Genomic DNA, 17,019 nt, shown 5'->3' on the forward strand with positions numbered 1-17,019 from the left:
CAGACCGCCAGGGCCTTCGAATTGATCCGAAATCCCCAGGAGGGACTCACGATGCAAAACTTCGACACCAAGCAGTTCACCGAACAGTTCGAATCCATGTTCTTCGGCCCGGCACGCGCCTACGCTGCCCTGTCCGTGGACTACACCGAGAAGCTGGTCAACGCCCAGCTGGACGCCGGCAAGGCCTACACCGACACCGGCCTGGCGCAGCTGCGCAGCCTGATGAATGTCAAGGATGCCGAGGGCCTGCGTACCTACATGGAAGGCCAGCAGAAGGTCGCCAAGGACCTGACCGAGCGCCTGAAGGACGACGCCGAAAAGGTCGTCTCCCTGCAGCAGGACTTCGTCCAGCAGAGCCAGAAGCTGACCGAAGACAACGTCAAGCAGGCTACTGAGACTGCCACCAAGGCAGCCAAGTAAGCCTGGCGGCGCCGGCACTGCCGGCGCTGGCTTGACCACAAGAGGGCCGCCGATCATAGATCGGCGGCCCTTTTGCGTTATGCTCACCGGGCACGGGGCCTCGTCCACCATCAGGGAGAGTGAACATGACACGCTGGATCCTTGCCGCCCTGCTCGGCCTATCGCTGGCCGGCTGCCAGATCATCGAGCCACGCTATCCTGACGGAGAGCGCGAGCGCGTCGAGATCATCGAGCGCGGCATGGAGAGGCCGAGCGAGCCCGAACGCGCCGAGCGCCCTGATACTACCGGCCGGGTCGCCCGCCAGGTGGCCTTCCCCGCCGAGCAGTATGCCGCCCTGGAGAAGAGCGGCAGCGCCGTGATCAGCGGACGGTTGACGATCGGCGGGCGCCCGGTGCCGAACGCGGGCGTCTCGGCAGCCCCGGTGACCACCTACTCCGCCGAGGCCGCGGAGCAGGCCTTGGCGGGCCGCGCCGTGGAGCCCGCCGACCCCCGAGCCCGCGCGTACACCCACACCACCCGCACCGATGGCAATGGCTACTTCCGCCTCGATGGCCTGCCTGCCGGTGAGTTCTATGTCTCGGGTAGCGGACAGGACCCCTCCAGCGGCGAGACCCGCGTGGTCATCCGCCAGGTCAGCCTGGGCAACGGCCAGTCGCGCAGCGTCGAGCTCAGCCGTTGAGCCGCCTGTAGATGGCTCTCTGAGGCCTATTCGCCGCTTGTAAGAGATCGCCGACAGTCGTTGTCTATGATTTGCCACAGTGGCTGTCGGCGGACTAGCATCCCATCAACGCCACTTCTACGCTAAATATATCGCCCTCGAGAGACGGCGACACGTCGCCATGATGGCTTCGTTACGGAGGTGCCCATAGGCATGAGACACCACACATCACTCTGCCCTATCGGATTTGACGCCACACCCAAGACTCCAGCGTGACCGGTGACGCCAACTGCGCAGGGCAGATGTCACCCGAGGTTCACAACGATGACAACAAACACATTCCTCATGGTACCGCCTGTGCTTGCCGGCGCTTTTGCCACCCTGCTCGCCATCCCCGGACTGCAGGCCGACACCCTGGAGGAGATCCAGCAGCGCGGTGTGATCCGCATCGCGGTCGCCAACGAGAAACCCTACGGCTACTTGAACGAAGAGGGTAAAGCGTTGGGCGTAGGCCCTGAAGTCGCTCGGCGCATCCTCGATGATCTTGGTATAGAGGAGATCGAATGGGTCGAGACGGAATTCAAGAACCTCATCCCAGGGCTGGAAGTCGGTCGCTTCGACATGGCCGCTGCGGAAATGGCCATCCTACCCGAACGCTGCAATCGCGTGCTCTTCTCAGACCCCAACACTTCCTATGGCGAAGGGCTACTGGTGCTTGCCTCCAATCCCAACGGTATTCGGGCCTACGAGGACTTCGTCGAACGCCCGGACACCATCCGCGTCGCGGTCCAGGAAGGCACGGTTACCCAGGACATGTTCGAGGCCATGGGGGTCGATCCGGACCGGATCGTCACCGTGGAGCGCCTCCCGGACGCCATCGAGGCCATCGTCCGCGGTCGGGCCGACGCCTTCGCCGCCACCGGGATGACGGTAGCGTCTCTGGAGCAGATGAGCCCGCAGGTGGAGGTGGAGTTCAACTTCAACGACCCTGTTGTAGACGGTCGTGAGGTACGCTACTTCGGCGGCTTCGCCTTCCCTCGGGATGCCGAGGACCTGCGTGACGCGGTGAACGAAGCCTTGGAGGAAGAGAAGCGTTACGGAGACTGGCAGCAGACGCTGGCTCGCTACGGCTTCCTGACAAAGGACATCATATACTCCTACCGCTTCAACGCCGAGCAGCTGTGCAGCGGGGCTGGCTAGCGCCACATGCGCCACGCCCCTACCAGCCCAGCGCCTGCTTGACGAAGGGAATGGTCAGCTTGCGCTGGGCGGAGAGCGAGGCGCGATCCAGGGCCTCCAGGGTCTCGAAGAGCGCATCCAGCCGCCTGGGCCCCCGATGCAGGATGTAGCGGGCCACCTCGTCGGGCAATTGCATGCCACGCCCCCGCGCGCGCAGCTGCAGTGCCGCCAGGCGCCCGGCGTCATCCAGCCCCTGCAGATGGAAGGTCATGCCCCAGGTGAGGCGCGAGGCCAGGTCGGGCAGCGTCACCGACAGCTGGCGTGGCGGCGCCTCGGCGGCGATCACCAGGCGCTTTCCGGCATCCCGCAGGCGGTTGAAGGCGTGGAACAGCGCCTCCTCCCAGCGCTTGCGCCCCATCACCCGGTCGAGGTCGTCGATCGCCACCAAGTCCAGGCGCTCGATCTCCTCGAGCATCAGCGGTGGGAAGTGGCCGAGCTCCGCCAGGGGCAGGTAGAGCGCCCGACGGTCACGGTCGGAGGCCGCATGGCAGGCCGCCTGCAGCAGGTGGCTACGCCCGGTGCCGGAAGCGCCCCAGACGTACAGGAAGGGCTCGCCGTCGTCGTCGAGCTGGTGCACGAGCCGGTCGACCAGGGTCGCATGGGGCCCGGGGTGGAAGTTGGCGAAGGTGGCGTCGTCGCGCAGTCCCACGCCCAGCGGCAACTGCGCGGGTGCTCGACTCATGGCGACTCCTGGTCGTGGATACGTTGACGATCTGCGTCATACAAGGTGCTGTTTTTATAGTGCTCGTGGAGATAACGCAACACCACCATCACCACCGCGGCCACGGGCAGCGCCAGCAGCACCCCGGTGAAGCCGAACAGCTGCCCGCCGGCCAGCACGGCGAAGATCACGGCCACCGGATGCAGGCCGATCTTGTCGCCGAGCAGCTTGGGCTGGAGCACCACGCTCTCGACCAGTTGACCGAAACCGAACACCGCCGCGACGCCGAGCAGGATCAGCCAGTCGCCGAACTGGAAGAACGCCACCACCCCGGCCACGGAGATGCCCACGATCACCCCGAGATAGGGCACGATGCTGGCCAGCCCCGCGAGCATGCCGATCAGCAGGCCGAAGCGCACGCCGAGCAGGGTCAGCCCCACCGCATAGATCACCCCCAGGCAGAGCATGACGATCAGCTGGCCACGCAGGAAGGAAGACAGCACCTCGTCGCATTCGCCGGCGAGGCGCACCACGGCGGGCTCCCAGCTGCGCGGCAGCGAGCCGCGCAGCTTGGCAACCAGGATGTCCCAGTCCAGCAGCAGGTAGAAGGTGACCACCGGAATCAGCGCCAGGTTGCCGATCCAGGCGACCAGCGCCAGGCCGGAACGCGAGGCCTGGGCCAGCAGGCTGGCGGCGAAGGTCCCGGTCTCCTTCCAGTTGTCGACGATGGCCTGGCGCATCTGGTCGATGTCGGTGGAGAGGTCCAGGCCGGTGAGCGACTGGATGCGTGGCACCACGGTCTGCTGGGCCCAGTTGAGCACCGCCGGCAGCGATTCGATCAGCTGGCCGAGCTGTCGGCCCAGGATCGGCACCACCAGCAGCAGGGTGAGCACGATGGCCAGCGAAAGCAGCAGGAAGACCAGCGAGACGGCCAGGCGCCGCGAGAGGCCATACGCCTCGAGGCGGTCGGCCAGGGGATCCCCCAGGTAGGCCAGGATCATGCTGACGAAGAAGGGCATCAGCACCGGCTCGATGCTGACCAGGAACCAGAGTCCCACCGCCGCCACCGCGGCCACCACCCACCACTGTCTGCGCATCGCTTCCTCCCTGTGTCGGCGCGGCCGGCGGGCTGCCAGCCGCGCGCCGTGATGCTACAATTCGTTCCCCGATCTACCGTTGCGCGTCGCCCTGCGACAGGCATCGCGACCGCCATTCTCATACAGGAAGCGACATGACCGATTCCACCCAGCGCCCGACCGGGACATCGCTCAGCTACAAGGACGCCGGTGTCGACATCGATGCCGGCAATGCCCTGGTCGACCGCATCAAGGGCGTCGCCAAACGCACCACCCGCCCCGAGGTGATGGGCGGCCTGGGCGGTTTCGGCGCCCTGTGCGAGCTGCCAACCGGCTACCGGGAGCCGGTGCTGGTCTCCGGCACCGACGGCGTCGGCACCAAGCTGCGCCTGGCCATGGACCTCGGCCGCCATGACACCATCGGCATCGACCTGGTGGCCATGTGCGTCAACGACCTGGTGGTGGCCGGCGCCGAGCCGCTGTTCTTCCTCGACTACTATGCCACGGGCAAGCTGGACGTGGATATCGCCGCCGACGTGGTGACCGGTATCGGCGAGGGCTGCGAGCAGGCCGGCTGCGCCCTGGTGGGCGGCGAGACCGCCGAGATGCCCGGCATGTACGAGGGCAGCGACTACGACCTCGCCGGCTTCTGTGTCGGCGTGGTGGAAAAGTCCGAGATCCTCGACGGCAAGAAGGTCGGCGAGGGTGACGTGCTGCTCGGCCTGGCCTCCTCCGGCCCCCACTCCAACGGCTACTCGCTGATCCGCAAGATCCTCGAGGTCAGCGACGCCTCACTGGATATTGCCATCGACGGCCGTCCGCTGGGCGAGGCCCTGCTCGCGCCCACGCGCATCTACGTCAAGCCGCTGCTGTCGCTGCTCAAGGAGACCGACATCCCGGTGCATGCCCTATCGCACATCACCGGCGGCGGCCTCACCGAGAACATCCCCCGCGTGCTGCCCGAGACCCTGGCGGCACGCATCGATGCGTCCAGCTGGACGCGACCGGCCGTTTTCGACTGGCTCCAGCAGCAGGGCAACGTCGAGGAGCGGGAGATGCACCGGGTGCTCAACTGCGGCATCGGCATGGTGATCGTGGTCCCGGCGGAGAAGGCCGACCAGGCCCGTGCCCATCTGCAGGCCCAGGGCGAGACGGTCCATCGCATCGGTAAGGTCATCGCGCGGGGCGACGCCGAGGAGCAGGTCCAGCTGGAGAACCTCAAGGCATGAGCGGGACCGACTACCAGAGCGACACACTGAACGCCTTCACTCCCGAACCCAGCGAGGCGCGACGGGTGGTGGTGCTGATCTCCGGCAGCGGCAGCAACCTCCAGGCGCTGATCGATGCCCAGCGCCATGACGCCCTGGGGGGCGAGATCGTCGCGGTGATCGCCAACCAGCCGGATGCCTATGGCCTGAAGCGTGCCCGGGAGGCCGGCATCGATGCCGTCGCCCTGCCCCACCGCGAGTACGACAGCCGCGACGCCTATGACGGCGCCCTGATCAAGGTCATCGAGCGCCACGAGCCCGACCTGATCGTGCTGGCCGGCTTCATGCGCATCCTCACGCCGCGCTTCGTCAATCGCTTCCTGGGGCGGATGCTCAACATCCACCCCTCGCTGCTGCCCGATTACCAGGGCCTGCACACCCACGCCCGTGCCCTGGCCGATGGCGTTGCCGCACACGGCTGCAGCGTGCACTTCGTCACCGAGGAGCTGGATGGTGGCCCGGTCGCCCTGCAGGCCGAGGTGGCCGTCGCCGAGGACGACACGGAAGAGAGTCTCCAGGCCAGGGTCCAGGCCCGCGAGCATCTGATCTATCCGATCGCCGTGCGCTGGTTCCTGGAGGGGCGCCTGCAGCTCAAGGGCGACAGCGCCACCATGGACGGCGTCGCCCTGCCGCCTACCGGCATGCGGCTCTCCCATGCCGATGCCGCCGAGGAGCTGGACGAGGACTGACAGCTGCCAAGCAGCCAAGCTGCCAAGCTGCCAAGCTGCCAAGCTGCCAAGCTGCCAAGCTGCCAAGCTGCCAAGCTGCCAGGAGTGTCCGAAGAACTCGTGCAAAAGCAAGCCCCGAAGGTCTCGGCCTTCGGGGCTTGCTTGTAGCTCGGCGCTATTACGTCCTGGGCAGCGTCACGCCGCGCTGCCCCATGTACTTGCCGCCGCGGTCCTTGTAGGAGGTCTCGCACACCTCGTCGGACTCCAGGAACAGCATCTGCGCCACGCCCTCGTTGGCGTAGATCTTGGCCGGCAGGTTGGTGGTATTGGAAAACTCCAGGGTCACATGCCCTTCCCACTCGGGTTCCAGCGGGGTGACGTTGACGATGATGCCACAGCGGGCATAGGTGGACTTGCCCAGGCAGATGGTCAGCACGCTGCGGGGGATGCGGAAGTACTCCACGGTGCGGGCCAGGGCGAAGGAGTTGGGAGGAATCACGCAGACCTCTCCCTTGATATCGACGAAGCTCTTGTCGTCGAACCCCTTGGGGTCCACCACCGCGGAGTGGATGTTGGTGAACACCTTGAACTCGTCTGAGCAGCGCACATCGTAGCCGTAACTGGACGTTCCGTACGAGATCACCCGCCGATCGTTGTTGTAGCGCACCTGATCGGGCTCAAAGGGCTCGATCATGCCCTCCCGCTCGGCCATGCGGCGAATCCACTTGTCGCATTTGATGCTCATTGAAACGTCCTGAACTGTAGCTGGGGAAACCGGCGAAAGAAAACCGGGGCCACATCATAGCGGCCCCGACGGGGAAGGTCACGGCAGGCGCCCTCTCACTCGCTGAAGGAGATCTCCGGCCCCTCGGCGCCCTGCCCGCGGATCTGCTCGGCGACCTGGCGCGCCATATCGCGGAAGGTGGCGGTTACTTCGCCCTTCGGTTCGGCCACCACGGTGGGCCGCCCGCCATCCACCTGCTCGCGGATCGACAGGGTCAGGGGCAGGCGGCCCAGCACCTGGGTCTCGTACTCCTGGGCGATGCGCTCGCCGCCGCCCTCGCCGAAGATCGGCTCGCTGTGGCCGCAGTTGGAGCAGATGTGCAGGCTCATGTTCTCCACGACCCCGAGCACCGGCACGTTGACCTTGCGGAACATCTCGATGCCCTTGCGCGCGTCCAGCAGGGCAATGTCCTGGGGCGTGGTGACGATCACCGCGCCATCCACCGGCACCTTCTGGGCCAGGGTCAGCTGGATGTCGCCGGTACCCGGCGGCATGTCGATGAACAGGTAGTCCAGATCGTCCCAGACGGTCTGGGTGAGCATCTGCTGGAAGGCGCCGGCGACCATGGGCCCGCGCCAGACCATGGGCTCACGGATGTCGACCAGAAAGGCCATGGACATGGCCTGGATGCCATGGGCCTCGAGCGGCTTGAAGCGGTTCTCGCCGGCGGACTGGGGACGCACGCCCTCGCCCACCCCGAGCATCTGGGCCTGGCTGGGGCCATAGATGTCGGCATCCAGGATGCCCACCCGATAGCCTTCGGCGGCCATGGCCAGTGCCAGGTTGACGGTCACGGTGGACTTGCCCACCCCGCCCTTGCCGGATGCCACGGCGACGATATGCTTGACCCCTTCGATCACGACACGCTCCTTAATGCAGTTGGGGTTGCCACGCAAGCGGCTTGAAGGGTCAGTATACCCGGCGGGTCGCCCTGCCATGCAATGCCTGCCAACGCACGACGGCGAGCCTTTGGCTCGCCGTCGAGTGGGTTACGACCGTCTCATGGACGGCTCAATTGTTGTTGTCGTCTTCCAGGACATCGGCCTGTTGCTGAGCGGCACCGCCGTTGCCCTCCTGCTGGGCATCGGCCTGATGCTGGTCAGCGCCGCCATTGCCCTCCTGCTGGTCAGCGCCGCCATTGCCCTCCTGCTGGTCAGCGCCGCCGTTGCCCGCCTGCTGGTCATCGGCCTGCTGCTGAGCGGCGTCGTTGCCCTCCCCGGCTTGCACGCTGTCTTCCAGACGGGACAACTCATTGCGCCATGTCTCGAGCTGGCCTTCCAGGCGCTCGAGCTGGGACTGGCGGGACTCGACCTGAGACTCGATCTCGGCGACCTCTTCACGACCGACCTTGATGGCGACCTCGAGGTCCTTGAACGTCTCGCGCGCCTGGTCGACCTGTGACCTGGCCTCTTCCAGCTCACTGCGGGTCGCCTCCAGCGCCTCGTTCGCCTCGCTGCGGCTGGCCTCGAGCTCGCTGAGCTCCTGCTGGAGAGCATCACGCTCCTCCTGCCTGGCCGCGATCTCGTCGTTGATGCCGGCGAGGTTCTCCTCGGCCGAGGCGACCTCCTGCTGCAGGCCCTCGAGCTCGGTGCGGGCCTCGTCGCGCGCGGCGACCGCCTCGCTGCGCTCCTGCTCGGCCTGCTGGCGGGCCTCCTCAGCCTCCTGGCGAGCCGCTTCCGCGGCTTGGCGGGCCTCCTCGGCCTCCTGACGCGAGGCCTGGGCCTCGTCACGGGCCTGGGCCGCCTGCTGACGCTCCTCCTGGGTGGTCGCGAGGGCCTCGTCGGCTTCCGCAAGCTCGCCCTGGCGGGCTTCCAGATCGGCCTGTACCGCTTCCACCGAGGCCTGGGTCTCCTCCAGCTCGGTGCGGGCGACTGCGACCTGCTCCTCGGTGCTCGCCAGCTCCGACTCTGCGGCCTGCTTCTGCTCCTCGAGCTCGCTGCGACGCTCCTCCAGGGCATCGACGTTGCCGGCGGCACTCTGGAGCTCCTCGACGCGACCCGACAGGGACTCGTTCTCGGCCTGGACGCTCTCGAGTCGCGTCTGCAGCGACTCTCGGGCCTCATTGCTGGAACTGACGCTGGACTGCGCAAACAGCGCCCAGATGATGGCAACCACCGCCACGGCCGCCAGGCCCCTGACGCGGTTGTCCTTGAACAGCTCACTCATCGACGTATCCGCCATCGACAGATCCCCCTGCGTGGTTGGATGTCACCGGCCATGGATGGCCAGTCTTCGTGGTCACGACTTCCAGCATACACGTCCAGTGACACCTCGCCACTCGACCATCGAAGTCCCTGTCAACGTCAGGTATCGACCTTACCGCGCAGTGCCTTGTGTCGGCCGCGCTTCTTCTTGCTGTCCAGGCGGCGCTGCTTGGCGCCCTTGCTGGGGCGGGTGGCGATGCGCTTCTTGGGGGCATACATGACGCTCTTGATCAACGCCTTGAGCCGCGCCAGGGCCTCGGCGCGGTTGCGCTCCTGGGTGCGGTGGCTCTGCGCCTTGATGATCACCACCCCGTCGCGGGTGATGCGTTGGTCGCCCAGCGCCAGCAGCTTCTCCTTGAAGCCCTCGGGCAGGCTCGACGCCTGGATATCGAAGCGCAGGTGGATGGCGCTGGCAACCTTGTTGACGTTCTGCCCGCCGGCCCCCTGGGCGCGCACGGCCTGCATCTCGATCTCGTGGTCTGGAATGTTTACCTGGCGAGAGAGCTCCAGCATGCGTTGGCCTTTCAGGGTGAAGGATGAGTGAGTGGCGAATGGTGAAGACCGAGGGACCTCAGTATGCCAGCCAGATGCGATGCTTGGCCCCCTTGCCGGGGCGATGGGCTCGCACCGTGACCTCCTCGACCAGCAGCCCGACACGACGCAGCCGCTCGGTGAAGGCCGGGTCCTGGCCCGCCGACCAGACCGCCAGCACGCCGTCCGGACGCAGCGCCTGCTGGGCCGCGGCAAGCCCTCTAGGCGAGTAGAGCCAGTCGTTCTCCCGGCGCGTCAGCCCCTCGGGGCCGTTGTCCACGTCGAGCATGATGGCGTCGAAGCTGCCCGGCTCGCGGCGCAGCAGTTCACCGACGTCCCCCAGACTGACGCGGGTGCGGGGGTCGTCGAGGGGCCGACCGGCGGCGTCGCCCAGCGGCCCTCGGTTCCAGTCGACCACCCCCGGGACCAGCTCGGCGACGACAACCTCGGCATCCTCACCCAAGGCGTTCAGCGCTGCGGCCAGGGTGAAGCCCATACCCAGGCCACCGACCAGCACCCGGGCACCGGGACGGTCGGCAACCCGCTGGCAGGCCAGCTCCGCCAGGGCGTCCTCGGAGCCGTGCAGGCGGGTGTTCATCAACTCTCCGGTCTTGCCGGCGATACGGATCGAGAACTCGTCATTACGCTGCAGCAGCCGCAGCTCGCCACCCTGCCCGGGGATGCTCGCCGTACCGATCACTTCGAATTTTGCCATGGTGTCTCGTTGTAGGGTCAGGGTATCCAGGGGCTCGCATTATGCGTTGGTCGGTGGCGACATGCCATCCGACGGATCTCGCGGCTGCCATGACGTGCCACGGAGCACCGGGCCGGGTCACTCCTGCTTGTGTGCCAGCGCCATCAGGTAGAGGGCCAGCGCCAGGGCCAGCACCGACAGCGCCAGGTAGATGGCATCCCGCGGCGTGTCGAAGCTGATGCCCACCACTGCCCGGAAGAACTCGATGATCACGGCCAGGATCACCACCCGGGCGATCTTGTCCTTGAGCTGGTCGAGGGAGCTGACATTGAAGGGGTGCTGGGGATCGCGTCCCTCGGCGGGCTCGATGCGCGAGACGAAGAGCTTGTAGACCCCGAGCCCGAAGATCATCAGCACCAGGGCGATCAGGTAGATGTCCACGGCGACGATGATATCGGTGACCACGCTCTTGTGGATGTCGGCGCCCCCGCCGGTGTAGTGGCGCCAGGTATCGACCAGCACCGAGAGGATATCCAGGCTGGCGATGATGAACAGCACCAGCGCCCCCAGCAACGCCGGCACCACGGCCATGAGAACCATCAGGCGGGAACTCCAGAGGAAGGCCTCGAAGCGTCGCTCGAGCTCGCTGCGTTTCGTCTTGCGCTGGGGCCGGGAATCCGGATCCATGGTTCTCTCCTCGTGTGTTCAGGACCATCGACTGGGGCAACGCCGGGAACGGGGTTTGACGGGGCGAGGCCGGATACGCCTATGATGGCGGAGGCACTCTCGCACGGCAGCCCCAATGACATCACCGCCGCTTCGCTACCGACGACTGATCTTCACCCTGCTGCCACGCATTCTGCACTTCCTGTGGCGCGTGCTGTGCGCCTTCCTGCGCAACCGCGGCATCCTGCTGGCGGGTGGCGTAGGCTACAACATCCTGCTCTCCATCGTGCCACTTTTCGCCCTGATGGTGGTGCTGCTGGCCGGGGTGGTCGACCAGCAGCACCTGCTGGAGGTGCTGACCATCCAGGCCCGCCACCTGGCCCCTGCCCACGCCGAGGTGCTGCTCGATGCGGTACGCACCCTGCTCGACTCCCGGGACGTGATAGGCATCCTGGGCTTTCCCGTACTGCTGCTGTTCAGCTCCTTCGCCTTCCGCATGCTAGAGGATGCCCTGGCGATCATCTTCCCTGCCTCGGACGCCCACCATCCTGGGCGCAGTGCCTGGGTCTCGGTACTGCTGCCCTACGGCTTCATGCTGGTGCTGGGGGCGGGGCTGCTGGCGCTGACCCTGCTGGTCAGCCTGGTCAGCTCGATGAATGCCCTGTGGCTGGCCCTGTTCGAGCGCGAACTGCCGCTGGCTGGCCTCTCCGAGCCGATGCTCAACCTGACCAGCTTCCTCGGCGTCTTCCTGTTGTTCAGCGCCATCTACAAGGTCCTGCCGGTGGTGACGATCGCCCTGCGTCGCGCCCTGGTGGGGGGCTTCGTCGCCGCCCTGCTGTGGGAGGGAGTGCGCCTGCTGCTGGTCTTCTACTTTGCCAATATCTCGCTGGTGAACGCGGTGTATGGCTCCCTGGCAACCCTGGTCGTCGTGCTGCTGAGCCTGGAGGTGGGCGCCATCATCCTGCTGCTCGGCGCCCAGGTGATTGCCGAGCTGGAGCGCAATGCCCGCCTCGGCCTGGCCTGGCATATCGACCCGCGCCGCCAGGCGGTGACCCACGTCGACTAGTGGGGTAGAGTCTGTCCCTTGCTCCACAAGGTGCCAACCTGCCGATCTCATGATCAAACGCCTTATACACTCAAGCAGCAACAACGCGACCTTTCTGCGTTTCGCCATCGTTGCTTGCAGCATTTCCGCCATCGACATCAGTGTGCTGTACGGACTGCACGAGGGCTATCAGGTCAATGTGTTCCTGTCCCGTATCTTTTCCTACTTCCTTGCCATGACCGCCGGCTACTTCCTGAACCGTCATTTTACCTTTCATCGTCACCAGCGCTTTCGCAAACTCCTGGCCGATCTCGTTCGCTTCTATTCCGTTTTCACGGTGGGCGGACTGATCAACTACGGGATCTTCGCCGTGACTGTCACTCTCGGTCATCAGCTGGGCCTCAAACCCGGCGCGACCTTCTTGCTCCCCTTGCTGGGCGTCTGGCTCGGCGGCATGGCAGGCATGAGCTTCAATTATGTCGTTTCCCACAAGCTGGTCTTTCGACAACCATGACCCTCTTGCTGACATTGATCGAGGGCGTTGGCCTCTACGTGGCCTGGTGGCTGCGGTCGCTGATCGCCTGGCGAGACCCCCGCGCCCCCATGACCCTCCGGCGATTCATCGTGCTGCTGTTGGGCATGCCGATATTTCTGTTGGTTCAGCTCGTTCACGCAACCTGCCTTCTGCTGGACGAACTGCTCTTTCCAAGCTATCGAAAGATTGCCATCAAACGCCCTCTGTTTATCACCGGCATCCCCAGAAGTGGAACCACGTTTCTGCATCGCACTCTCGCTGTGGACGGGGAGCGCTACACAACCCTGACCACCTGGGAGGCACTGCTCGCCCCCTCCATCGTTCAGCGCCGGATCATTCAAGGTCTCGCCCGGATTGACGGCCTGCTGGGTGGCCCCGGCAGACGCATTCTCGGCGTCCTGACCCGGCGACTGGCCGGTAGGCTTACCGAGATTCACGAGGTGGGGCTGGAGGCAGCGGAGGAAGACTACCTGGCCCTCTTGCCGGCGGCCGGCTGCTTCATCCTGCTGCTTGCCTTCCCCGGCGCTATCGGACTGCAACGACTTGGCCACCTGGACCGGCAGATGCCTTGTAACCGCCGTCAACGCCTGCTTCGCTTCTATCGAAGCTGCCTGCAGCGGCATCTGTATAGCGACGGCGGGCGCCGGTTTCTGCTGTCCAAGAACGCTGCGTTCGGCAGCTGGATCACCGGCCTGCAAGCCATCTGTCCGGACGCGCGATTCATTCTGTGCATACGTGAGCCGCTTGCCGCCCTGAGCTCGCAGATCAGCTCGATCGACAGCGCCCGCGCCCTTTTCGGCACAGCGGTGAACAGCGAAGCGCTCCAGCGACTGTTTGCCCATCAATTCGCCGAGACGCTAGAGCACATGGCAGCGACCGTCCCGAACAGTCCGACCAACAGGATAGCCGTGGTGGACATGGCAGATCTCGGTGCCGACCCGGCTACCGTCATTCCCGCCACTCTCGTCCGGCTGGATATTCCAGTCAGCCAGGCACTGATGGTCCATCTGGCGATGTTGCCCAGGCGCCAGCCCAGCCGCCACCAGCATTCGGTCGACCGGCTCGCACTGCCGTCAGGGGAACTGGAGCAACGACTGTACCCCCCCTATCATCGCTTGGCGGACCTTCCCCACCGGACACGGATAGCGACGTGAACGACACCTCGTATCATCTAGATACTGCCAGCCTGACTGCCGGACAGCTGCGCGTTGCCATCTTTTCCGACTCGTTTCCCGTGCGCAACGGCACCGGCGCCTATTACCACGATCTCCTTGCACATCTGCATTCGCACGTAGCCGCCGTAGAGGTGATTCAGCCACGGCCAAGGGGACGATTCAGCATTCTTTCCCTACCGCTGCCCGGGGATCCGACGCAACAATTGGTGGTCCCGAACCTGTTCCGTATTCGCCGCCAGCTGTCCAGATTGCGGCCCAATATCATCGTGAGTGTCACGCCTGGCCCCTTCGGCCTATTGGGTCTATGGATGGGGCGCCAGCACGGCTGTGGCTTCATTTCCGCCTATCATACGAATTTCGAGGGCCTGGCAGACCTTTACTGGGGGCCCGTGAAAAAACGCGTCATCAACGGGTCGTTGCAAGGGGTCAACCGTTTCATCTGTCGTCGTAGCACTACCGTGCTGGCCAACAACGGGGCTCTCACCGAACCGGTAAGGGCCCTGGGCGCCCCGCAGGTGGACATCATGGGGACGCCCCTGGCCTGCGAATTTCTCGAACCGCCGACGACGCCGCCATCGGGAACCCTGGAGCAGGTCTGCTTCGCCGGACGGCTGGCCAAGGAAAAGAATATCGACGCCTTCATTGATGCGGCCCGAAGCCACCCTCAATGCCGTTTCGTGATCGGCGGCGATGGACCGTTGCGCAAGATGGTACTGCAGGCGACCGAGGAGCTGGACAATCTCGACTATCGCGGCTGGCTGAACCGGGATGCATTGCGGACACTGATAGATGAATCCAGCCTGCTGGTGCTGCCCTCTCACATGGAAACCTTCGGTTCCATCGCACTGGAAGCGCTGTCTCGGGGACGACCGGCGCTGGTCTCCGAGAATGCCGGCATCCACCACTGGCCACAGCTCGCCGACGCCCTGATCCCGCTCGGCACTGGCGCCTCGGTCGCCGATGCCCTGGACGAGCTTGCCGTCTGGCCCGCCGAGACCTGGAAGGAAAAGGCAGGCCTGGCACGCCAGGCTGCCGAAACGCTCAATCGAGAGACCGTGGCGCAATGGCTGGCCGTGCTGTGCCGTCACGCGCGAGAAGGCCGAGGATGACAGCATTGATCAGCATTCACGACGTCATGCCCGAGACCCTTGACCATGTCGGTCGTCTTATCCGCCGACTGAAGGACAACGGCCATTGCGCCATCACGCTGCTGGTGGTGCCGGGCAGGAACTGGTCAGCCGACGACATTCGTCGGCTGACCGAGTGGTCCGACGACGGGATCGAGTTAGCCGCCCATGGCTGGCATCACCGGGCCGCAGCCATTCGGGGAATATGGCACCGACTGCATGCCGTCTTTCTCTCACGAGACGCGGCGGAACATCTGGCCCTCGATGCCGATGCCATCGAAGCCCTCATGCGGGACAGCGCAGCCTGGTTCATTCGGCAGGGGCTCCCGACTCCGACTACCTATGTGCCACCTGCATGGGCCCTGGGTCCCTTGCCCAGGGACCGCTGGTCTTCACTGCCTTTCCGACGAATCGAGGTCACACGCGGCATCATTGACATCGCGTCTGGACGGCTTTACTCACTACCACTGGTGGGATTCGAGGCCGATACCCGATACCGGGCCGCCTTCCTGCGCCGCTGGAACCGCTTTCAAGTCTGGCAGGCTCGCCGCCGAAATCGGCCACTGCGCGTCGGCATCCATCCGCATGACGGAGAGCTGAAACTGGCGGATGATCTGGCGGCGTTCATCAAGCATGGCTGGAAGTCCCGGCGTATGGACGACGGGGCCTGGCAAGAATCCGCATGATGCCTCGCCTGCTCGGGTGGAGATATCATCAGGCAGCGCGACAGAGATGACGCCCACCCACCCTCAGAAAGTCGACAACCCCGTTGCCTCCATGACCCGATAGCGCAGCCCCTGCCAGGCCGTGGCGTCATCGAAGGCCTCGAAGGGCTCGCTGGTGAGCCGCTGCGGCGTACTCTGCCAACGACGCTCGAAGAAGGCCGCGGCATCGCGCAGGGCCGAGGTCTCAACGGGCCCCGCCAGGCGCACGCTGGTCTCCAGGTTCAGGTCGTCGAGGTTGCGCCGGGTGAAGTTGGCAGAGCCGAGGATCATCTCGGCCTCGGCGCCGACCGCGGCGGGCCGGCGCAGCAGCAGCTTGCTGTGGCACTGCTCGCCTTGGCTGGCACACCAGCGCACCGGGATACCGGCGGCATGCAGTTCGCGAGCCACGGGCCGGTTGGGGATGCCGCCCTTCTCCAGCCCGAAGGCATCGCGGTTGGGGTCGAGCAGCACGCGTAGCGCCACCCCGCGGGCCTTGGCGGCCACCAGCGCGGCGATCACCTCGCGGTGGGCCAGATAGAAGACGGCGATGTCCAGGCGGTCACCCTCGCCGCTGGCCTCGATGGCCGCCAGCAGGGCATCGCGGATCGTGCCCTCGGTGAGCACCTGCAGCCTGGCCTGCTCGGTCGCCTGGTTCTCGTCGTCGGGCGGCACCGGCCCGGCCAGGCTCACGCCAGACCAGCCCGCCACCGGCCGCTCGGAGGCCAGCAGGTCCAGTGCCGCCGCTCCCTCGAAACGCAGCGCCACATTACCGTGCAGGCTGCTGGCGTCATGGGGATTGGCGGAGGTGACCAGTCCCGCCCAGCCTTCGCCATGGTCCACCACCAGGGTCTTGCGATGGTTGGCATTGAAGTTGAGCAGGGCCAGGTAGCTGCGCAGCGGCACCCGCCCGGGCCCCAGGGCATTGGGCAGCCAGCCCCCGTCGCTACCGTTGCCCAACCAGCGCGGCCCCAGGTGCCAGCCTCCCGACCACAGCGGGTTGGAGGCCCGCAACCGATTGAGGTCGGTGATCACCACCCGGACACCGGCATCGCGCAGGGCCTGGAAATGCTCGAGCTCCAGTCCCCCGTAGAGGGTATTGAGCGGGTCGGTGATCACCACCACCTCCATGTCGGGGTGACGGCGCTTCTGCTCGGTCAGCGCATCGGTGACCTCCGCCGACAGCGGCCGGAACGCCTGGCCGTCGGCGGCCCCGGCGAAGTCGTTAAACAGGAACATGTCCAGCACCACCAGGCGCCGGGCCTGGCCGATCAGCGCCAGCACCTCGTCGAAGATCTGCCGCCGGGTATGACGCTCGCCCGTGGGGCCATACCAGGTCTCGTCGGCGAGAAAGCGCACGTTGGTAGCAGCGCGCTCCGGGAAGGCCCGGGAGACGCCCTCGGGCAACGGCTTGTAGCGCTGCCAGGCGCCCATGGCGACCCAGGCCACCAGCAACGCCATCACCAACCATGGCCACATTCGCCGCCTCCCCTGCCCCGGTGTCTGCCTGCCGTCCATGCCAACCTCTTCGTTCATGCCAACGCCTCGGTGACGTCAACGGCCAGC

The 17,019-nt window shown here is 65.8% G+C and carries 19 protein-coding genes; 10 read left to right on the forward strand and 9 right to left on the reverse strand.

Features of this window, described 5'->3' with window-relative positions; translation table 11 throughout:
* Positions 1 to 51: 51 nt before the first annotated feature.
* The 3 genes from M8009_RS03310 (at position 52) to ehuB (ending at position 2,279) form a co-directional block, all read left to right on the forward strand.
* Positions 52 to 420: a phasin family protein gene (locus M8009_RS03310; RefSeq protein ID WP_250059330.1), complete on the forward strand. Its 369-nt coding sequence runs from the start codon at positions 52 to 54 to the stop codon at positions 418 to 420.
* 125 nt (positions 421 to 545) lie between these two features.
* Positions 546 to 1,100 carry a carboxypeptidase-like regulatory domain-containing protein gene (locus M8009_RS03315; RefSeq protein ID WP_250059331.1) on the forward strand — a complete coding sequence of 185 codons (555 nt, stop codon included), beginning with the start codon at positions 546 to 548 and terminating at the stop codon, positions 1,098 to 1,100.
* A 303-nt stretch (positions 1,101 to 1,403) separates the two neighbouring features.
* Positions 1,404 to 2,279, forward strand: a complete 876-nt coding sequence (gene ehuB / locus M8009_RS03320; RefSeq protein ID WP_250059332.1) for an ectoine/hydroxyectoine ABC transporter substrate-binding protein EhuB — start codon at positions 1,404 to 1,406, stop codon at positions 2,277 to 2,279.
* Positions 2,280 to 2,298: 19 nt separating this feature from the next.
* Here ehuB and hda read toward each other — a convergent pair whose 3' ends face one another.
* Both hda and M8009_RS03330 read right to left on the reverse strand, forming a co-directional pair.
* Positions 2,299 to 3,000, reverse strand: coding sequence for a DnaA regulatory inactivator Hda (gene hda, locus M8009_RS03325; RefSeq protein ID WP_250059333.1), 702 nt, complete (start codon positions 2,998 to 3,000; stop codon positions 2,299 to 2,301).
* On the reverse strand, positions 2,997 to 4,076 hold the full coding sequence (locus M8009_RS03330; protein ID WP_250059334.1) for an AI-2E family transporter: 1,080 nt from the start codon (positions 4,074 to 4,076) through the stop codon (positions 2,997 to 2,999). Before M8009_RS03330 ends, hda begins: the two co-directional genes overlap by 4 nt.
* Positions 4,077 to 4,210: 134 nt before the next feature.
* Here M8009_RS03330 and purM point away from each other — a divergent pair, with 134 nt between their 5' ends.
* Both purM and purN read left to right on the forward strand, forming a co-directional pair.
* Positions 4,211 to 5,284: a phosphoribosylformylglycinamidine cyclo-ligase gene (gene purM / locus M8009_RS03335; protein WP_250059335.1), complete on the forward strand. Its 1,074-nt coding sequence runs from the start codon at positions 4,211 to 4,213 to the stop codon at positions 5,282 to 5,284.
* Entirely contained in the window at positions 5,281 to 6,012 is a 732-nt protein-coding gene (gene purN / locus M8009_RS03340; RefSeq protein WP_250059336.1) for a phosphoribosylglycinamide formyltransferase, read from the forward strand. Before purM ends, purN begins: the two co-directional genes overlap by 4 nt.
* A gap of 157 nt (positions 6,013 to 6,169) precedes the next feature.
* Here purN and dcd read toward each other — a convergent pair whose 3' ends face one another.
* The 6 genes from dcd to M8009_RS03370 form a co-directional block, all read right to left on the reverse strand.
* Positions 6,170 to 6,736 carry a dCTP deaminase gene (dcd, locus tag M8009_RS03345; protein ID WP_250059337.1) on the reverse strand — a complete coding sequence of 189 codons (567 nt, stop codon included), beginning with the start codon at positions 6,734 to 6,736 and terminating at the stop codon, positions 6,170 to 6,172.
* A gap of 95 nt (positions 6,737 to 6,831) precedes the next feature.
* Positions 6,832 to 7,632 (reverse strand): iron-sulfur cluster carrier protein ApbC, encoded by an 801-nt coding sequence (gene apbC, locus M8009_RS03350; protein WP_250059482.1) that lies wholly within the window; start codon positions 7,630 to 7,632, stop codon positions 6,832 to 6,834.
* A gap of 154 nt (positions 7,633 to 7,786) precedes the next feature.
* Complete coding sequence (locus M8009_RS03355) at positions 7,787 to 8,941, reverse strand: coiled-coil domain-containing protein (protein WP_250059338.1); 1,155 nt, start codon at positions 8,939 to 8,941, stop codon at positions 7,787 to 7,789.
* A 137-nt stretch (positions 8,942 to 9,078) separates the two neighbouring features.
* The gene (arfB, locus tag M8009_RS03360; protein WP_250059339.1) at positions 9,079 to 9,492 is read right to left on the reverse strand and encodes an alternative ribosome rescue aminoacyl-tRNA hydrolase ArfB; all 414 of its coding nucleotides are present in this window, start codon (positions 9,490 to 9,492) and stop codon (positions 9,079 to 9,081) included.
* Between the two features lie 58 nt (positions 9,493 to 9,550).
* Complete coding sequence (locus M8009_RS03365; protein WP_250059340.1) at positions 9,551 to 10,225, reverse strand: spermidine synthase; 675 nt, start codon at positions 10,223 to 10,225, stop codon at positions 9,551 to 9,553.
* Positions 10,226 to 10,342: 117 nt separating this feature from the next.
* The gene (locus M8009_RS03370) at positions 10,343 to 10,891 is read right to left on the reverse strand and encodes a YqhA family protein (RefSeq protein ID WP_250059341.1); all 549 of its coding nucleotides are present in this window, start codon (positions 10,889 to 10,891) and stop codon (positions 10,343 to 10,345) included.
* Between the two features lie 115 nt (positions 10,892 to 11,006).
* Between M8009_RS03370 and M8009_RS03375 the strand changes: the two genes are divergently transcribed.
* From M8009_RS03375 to M8009_RS03395, 5 genes are read left to right on the forward strand one after another with little or no spacing between them, the layout of a single operon-like run.
* Entirely contained in the window at positions 11,007 to 11,936 is a 930-nt protein-coding gene (locus M8009_RS03375; protein ID WP_250059342.1) for a YihY/virulence factor BrkB family protein, read from the forward strand.
* Between the two features lie 49 nt (positions 11,937 to 11,985).
* On the forward strand, positions 11,986 to 12,429 hold the full coding sequence (locus M8009_RS03380) for a GtrA family protein (protein WP_250059343.1): 444 nt from the start codon (positions 11,986 to 11,988) through the stop codon (positions 12,427 to 12,429).
* Positions 12,426 to 13,604 (forward strand): sulfotransferase, encoded by a 1,179-nt coding sequence (locus M8009_RS03385; RefSeq protein WP_250059344.1) that lies wholly within the window; start codon positions 12,426 to 12,428, stop codon positions 13,602 to 13,604. Before M8009_RS03380 ends, M8009_RS03385 begins: the two co-directional genes overlap by 4 nt.
* On the forward strand, positions 13,601 to 14,734 hold the full coding sequence (locus M8009_RS03390; RefSeq protein WP_250059345.1) for a glycosyltransferase: 1,134 nt from the start codon (positions 13,601 to 13,603) through the stop codon (positions 14,732 to 14,734). Before M8009_RS03385 ends, M8009_RS03390 begins: the two co-directional genes overlap by 4 nt.
* Positions 14,731 to 15,438 (forward strand): polysaccharide deacetylase family protein, encoded by a 708-nt coding sequence (locus M8009_RS03395; protein WP_250059346.1) that lies wholly within the window; start codon positions 14,731 to 14,733, stop codon positions 15,436 to 15,438. The genes M8009_RS03390 and M8009_RS03395 overlap by 4 nt, the downstream gene beginning before the upstream one ends.
* 63 nt (positions 15,439 to 15,501) lie before the next feature.
* Here the strand turns inward: M8009_RS03395 and M8009_RS03400 are convergent, their stop codons facing one another.
* A complete protein-coding gene (locus tag M8009_RS03400; RefSeq protein WP_250059347.1) occupies positions 15,502 to 16,932 on the reverse strand; it encodes a phospholipase D family protein in 1,431 nt (476 codons plus the stop codon).
* Between the last annotated feature and the right edge of the window lie 87 nt (positions 16,933 to 17,019).

The organism is Halomonas gemina, from assembly GCF_023554995.1.
Lineage (GTDB): Bacteria > Pseudomonadota > Gammaproteobacteria > Pseudomonadales > Halomonadaceae > Halomonas > Halomonas gemina.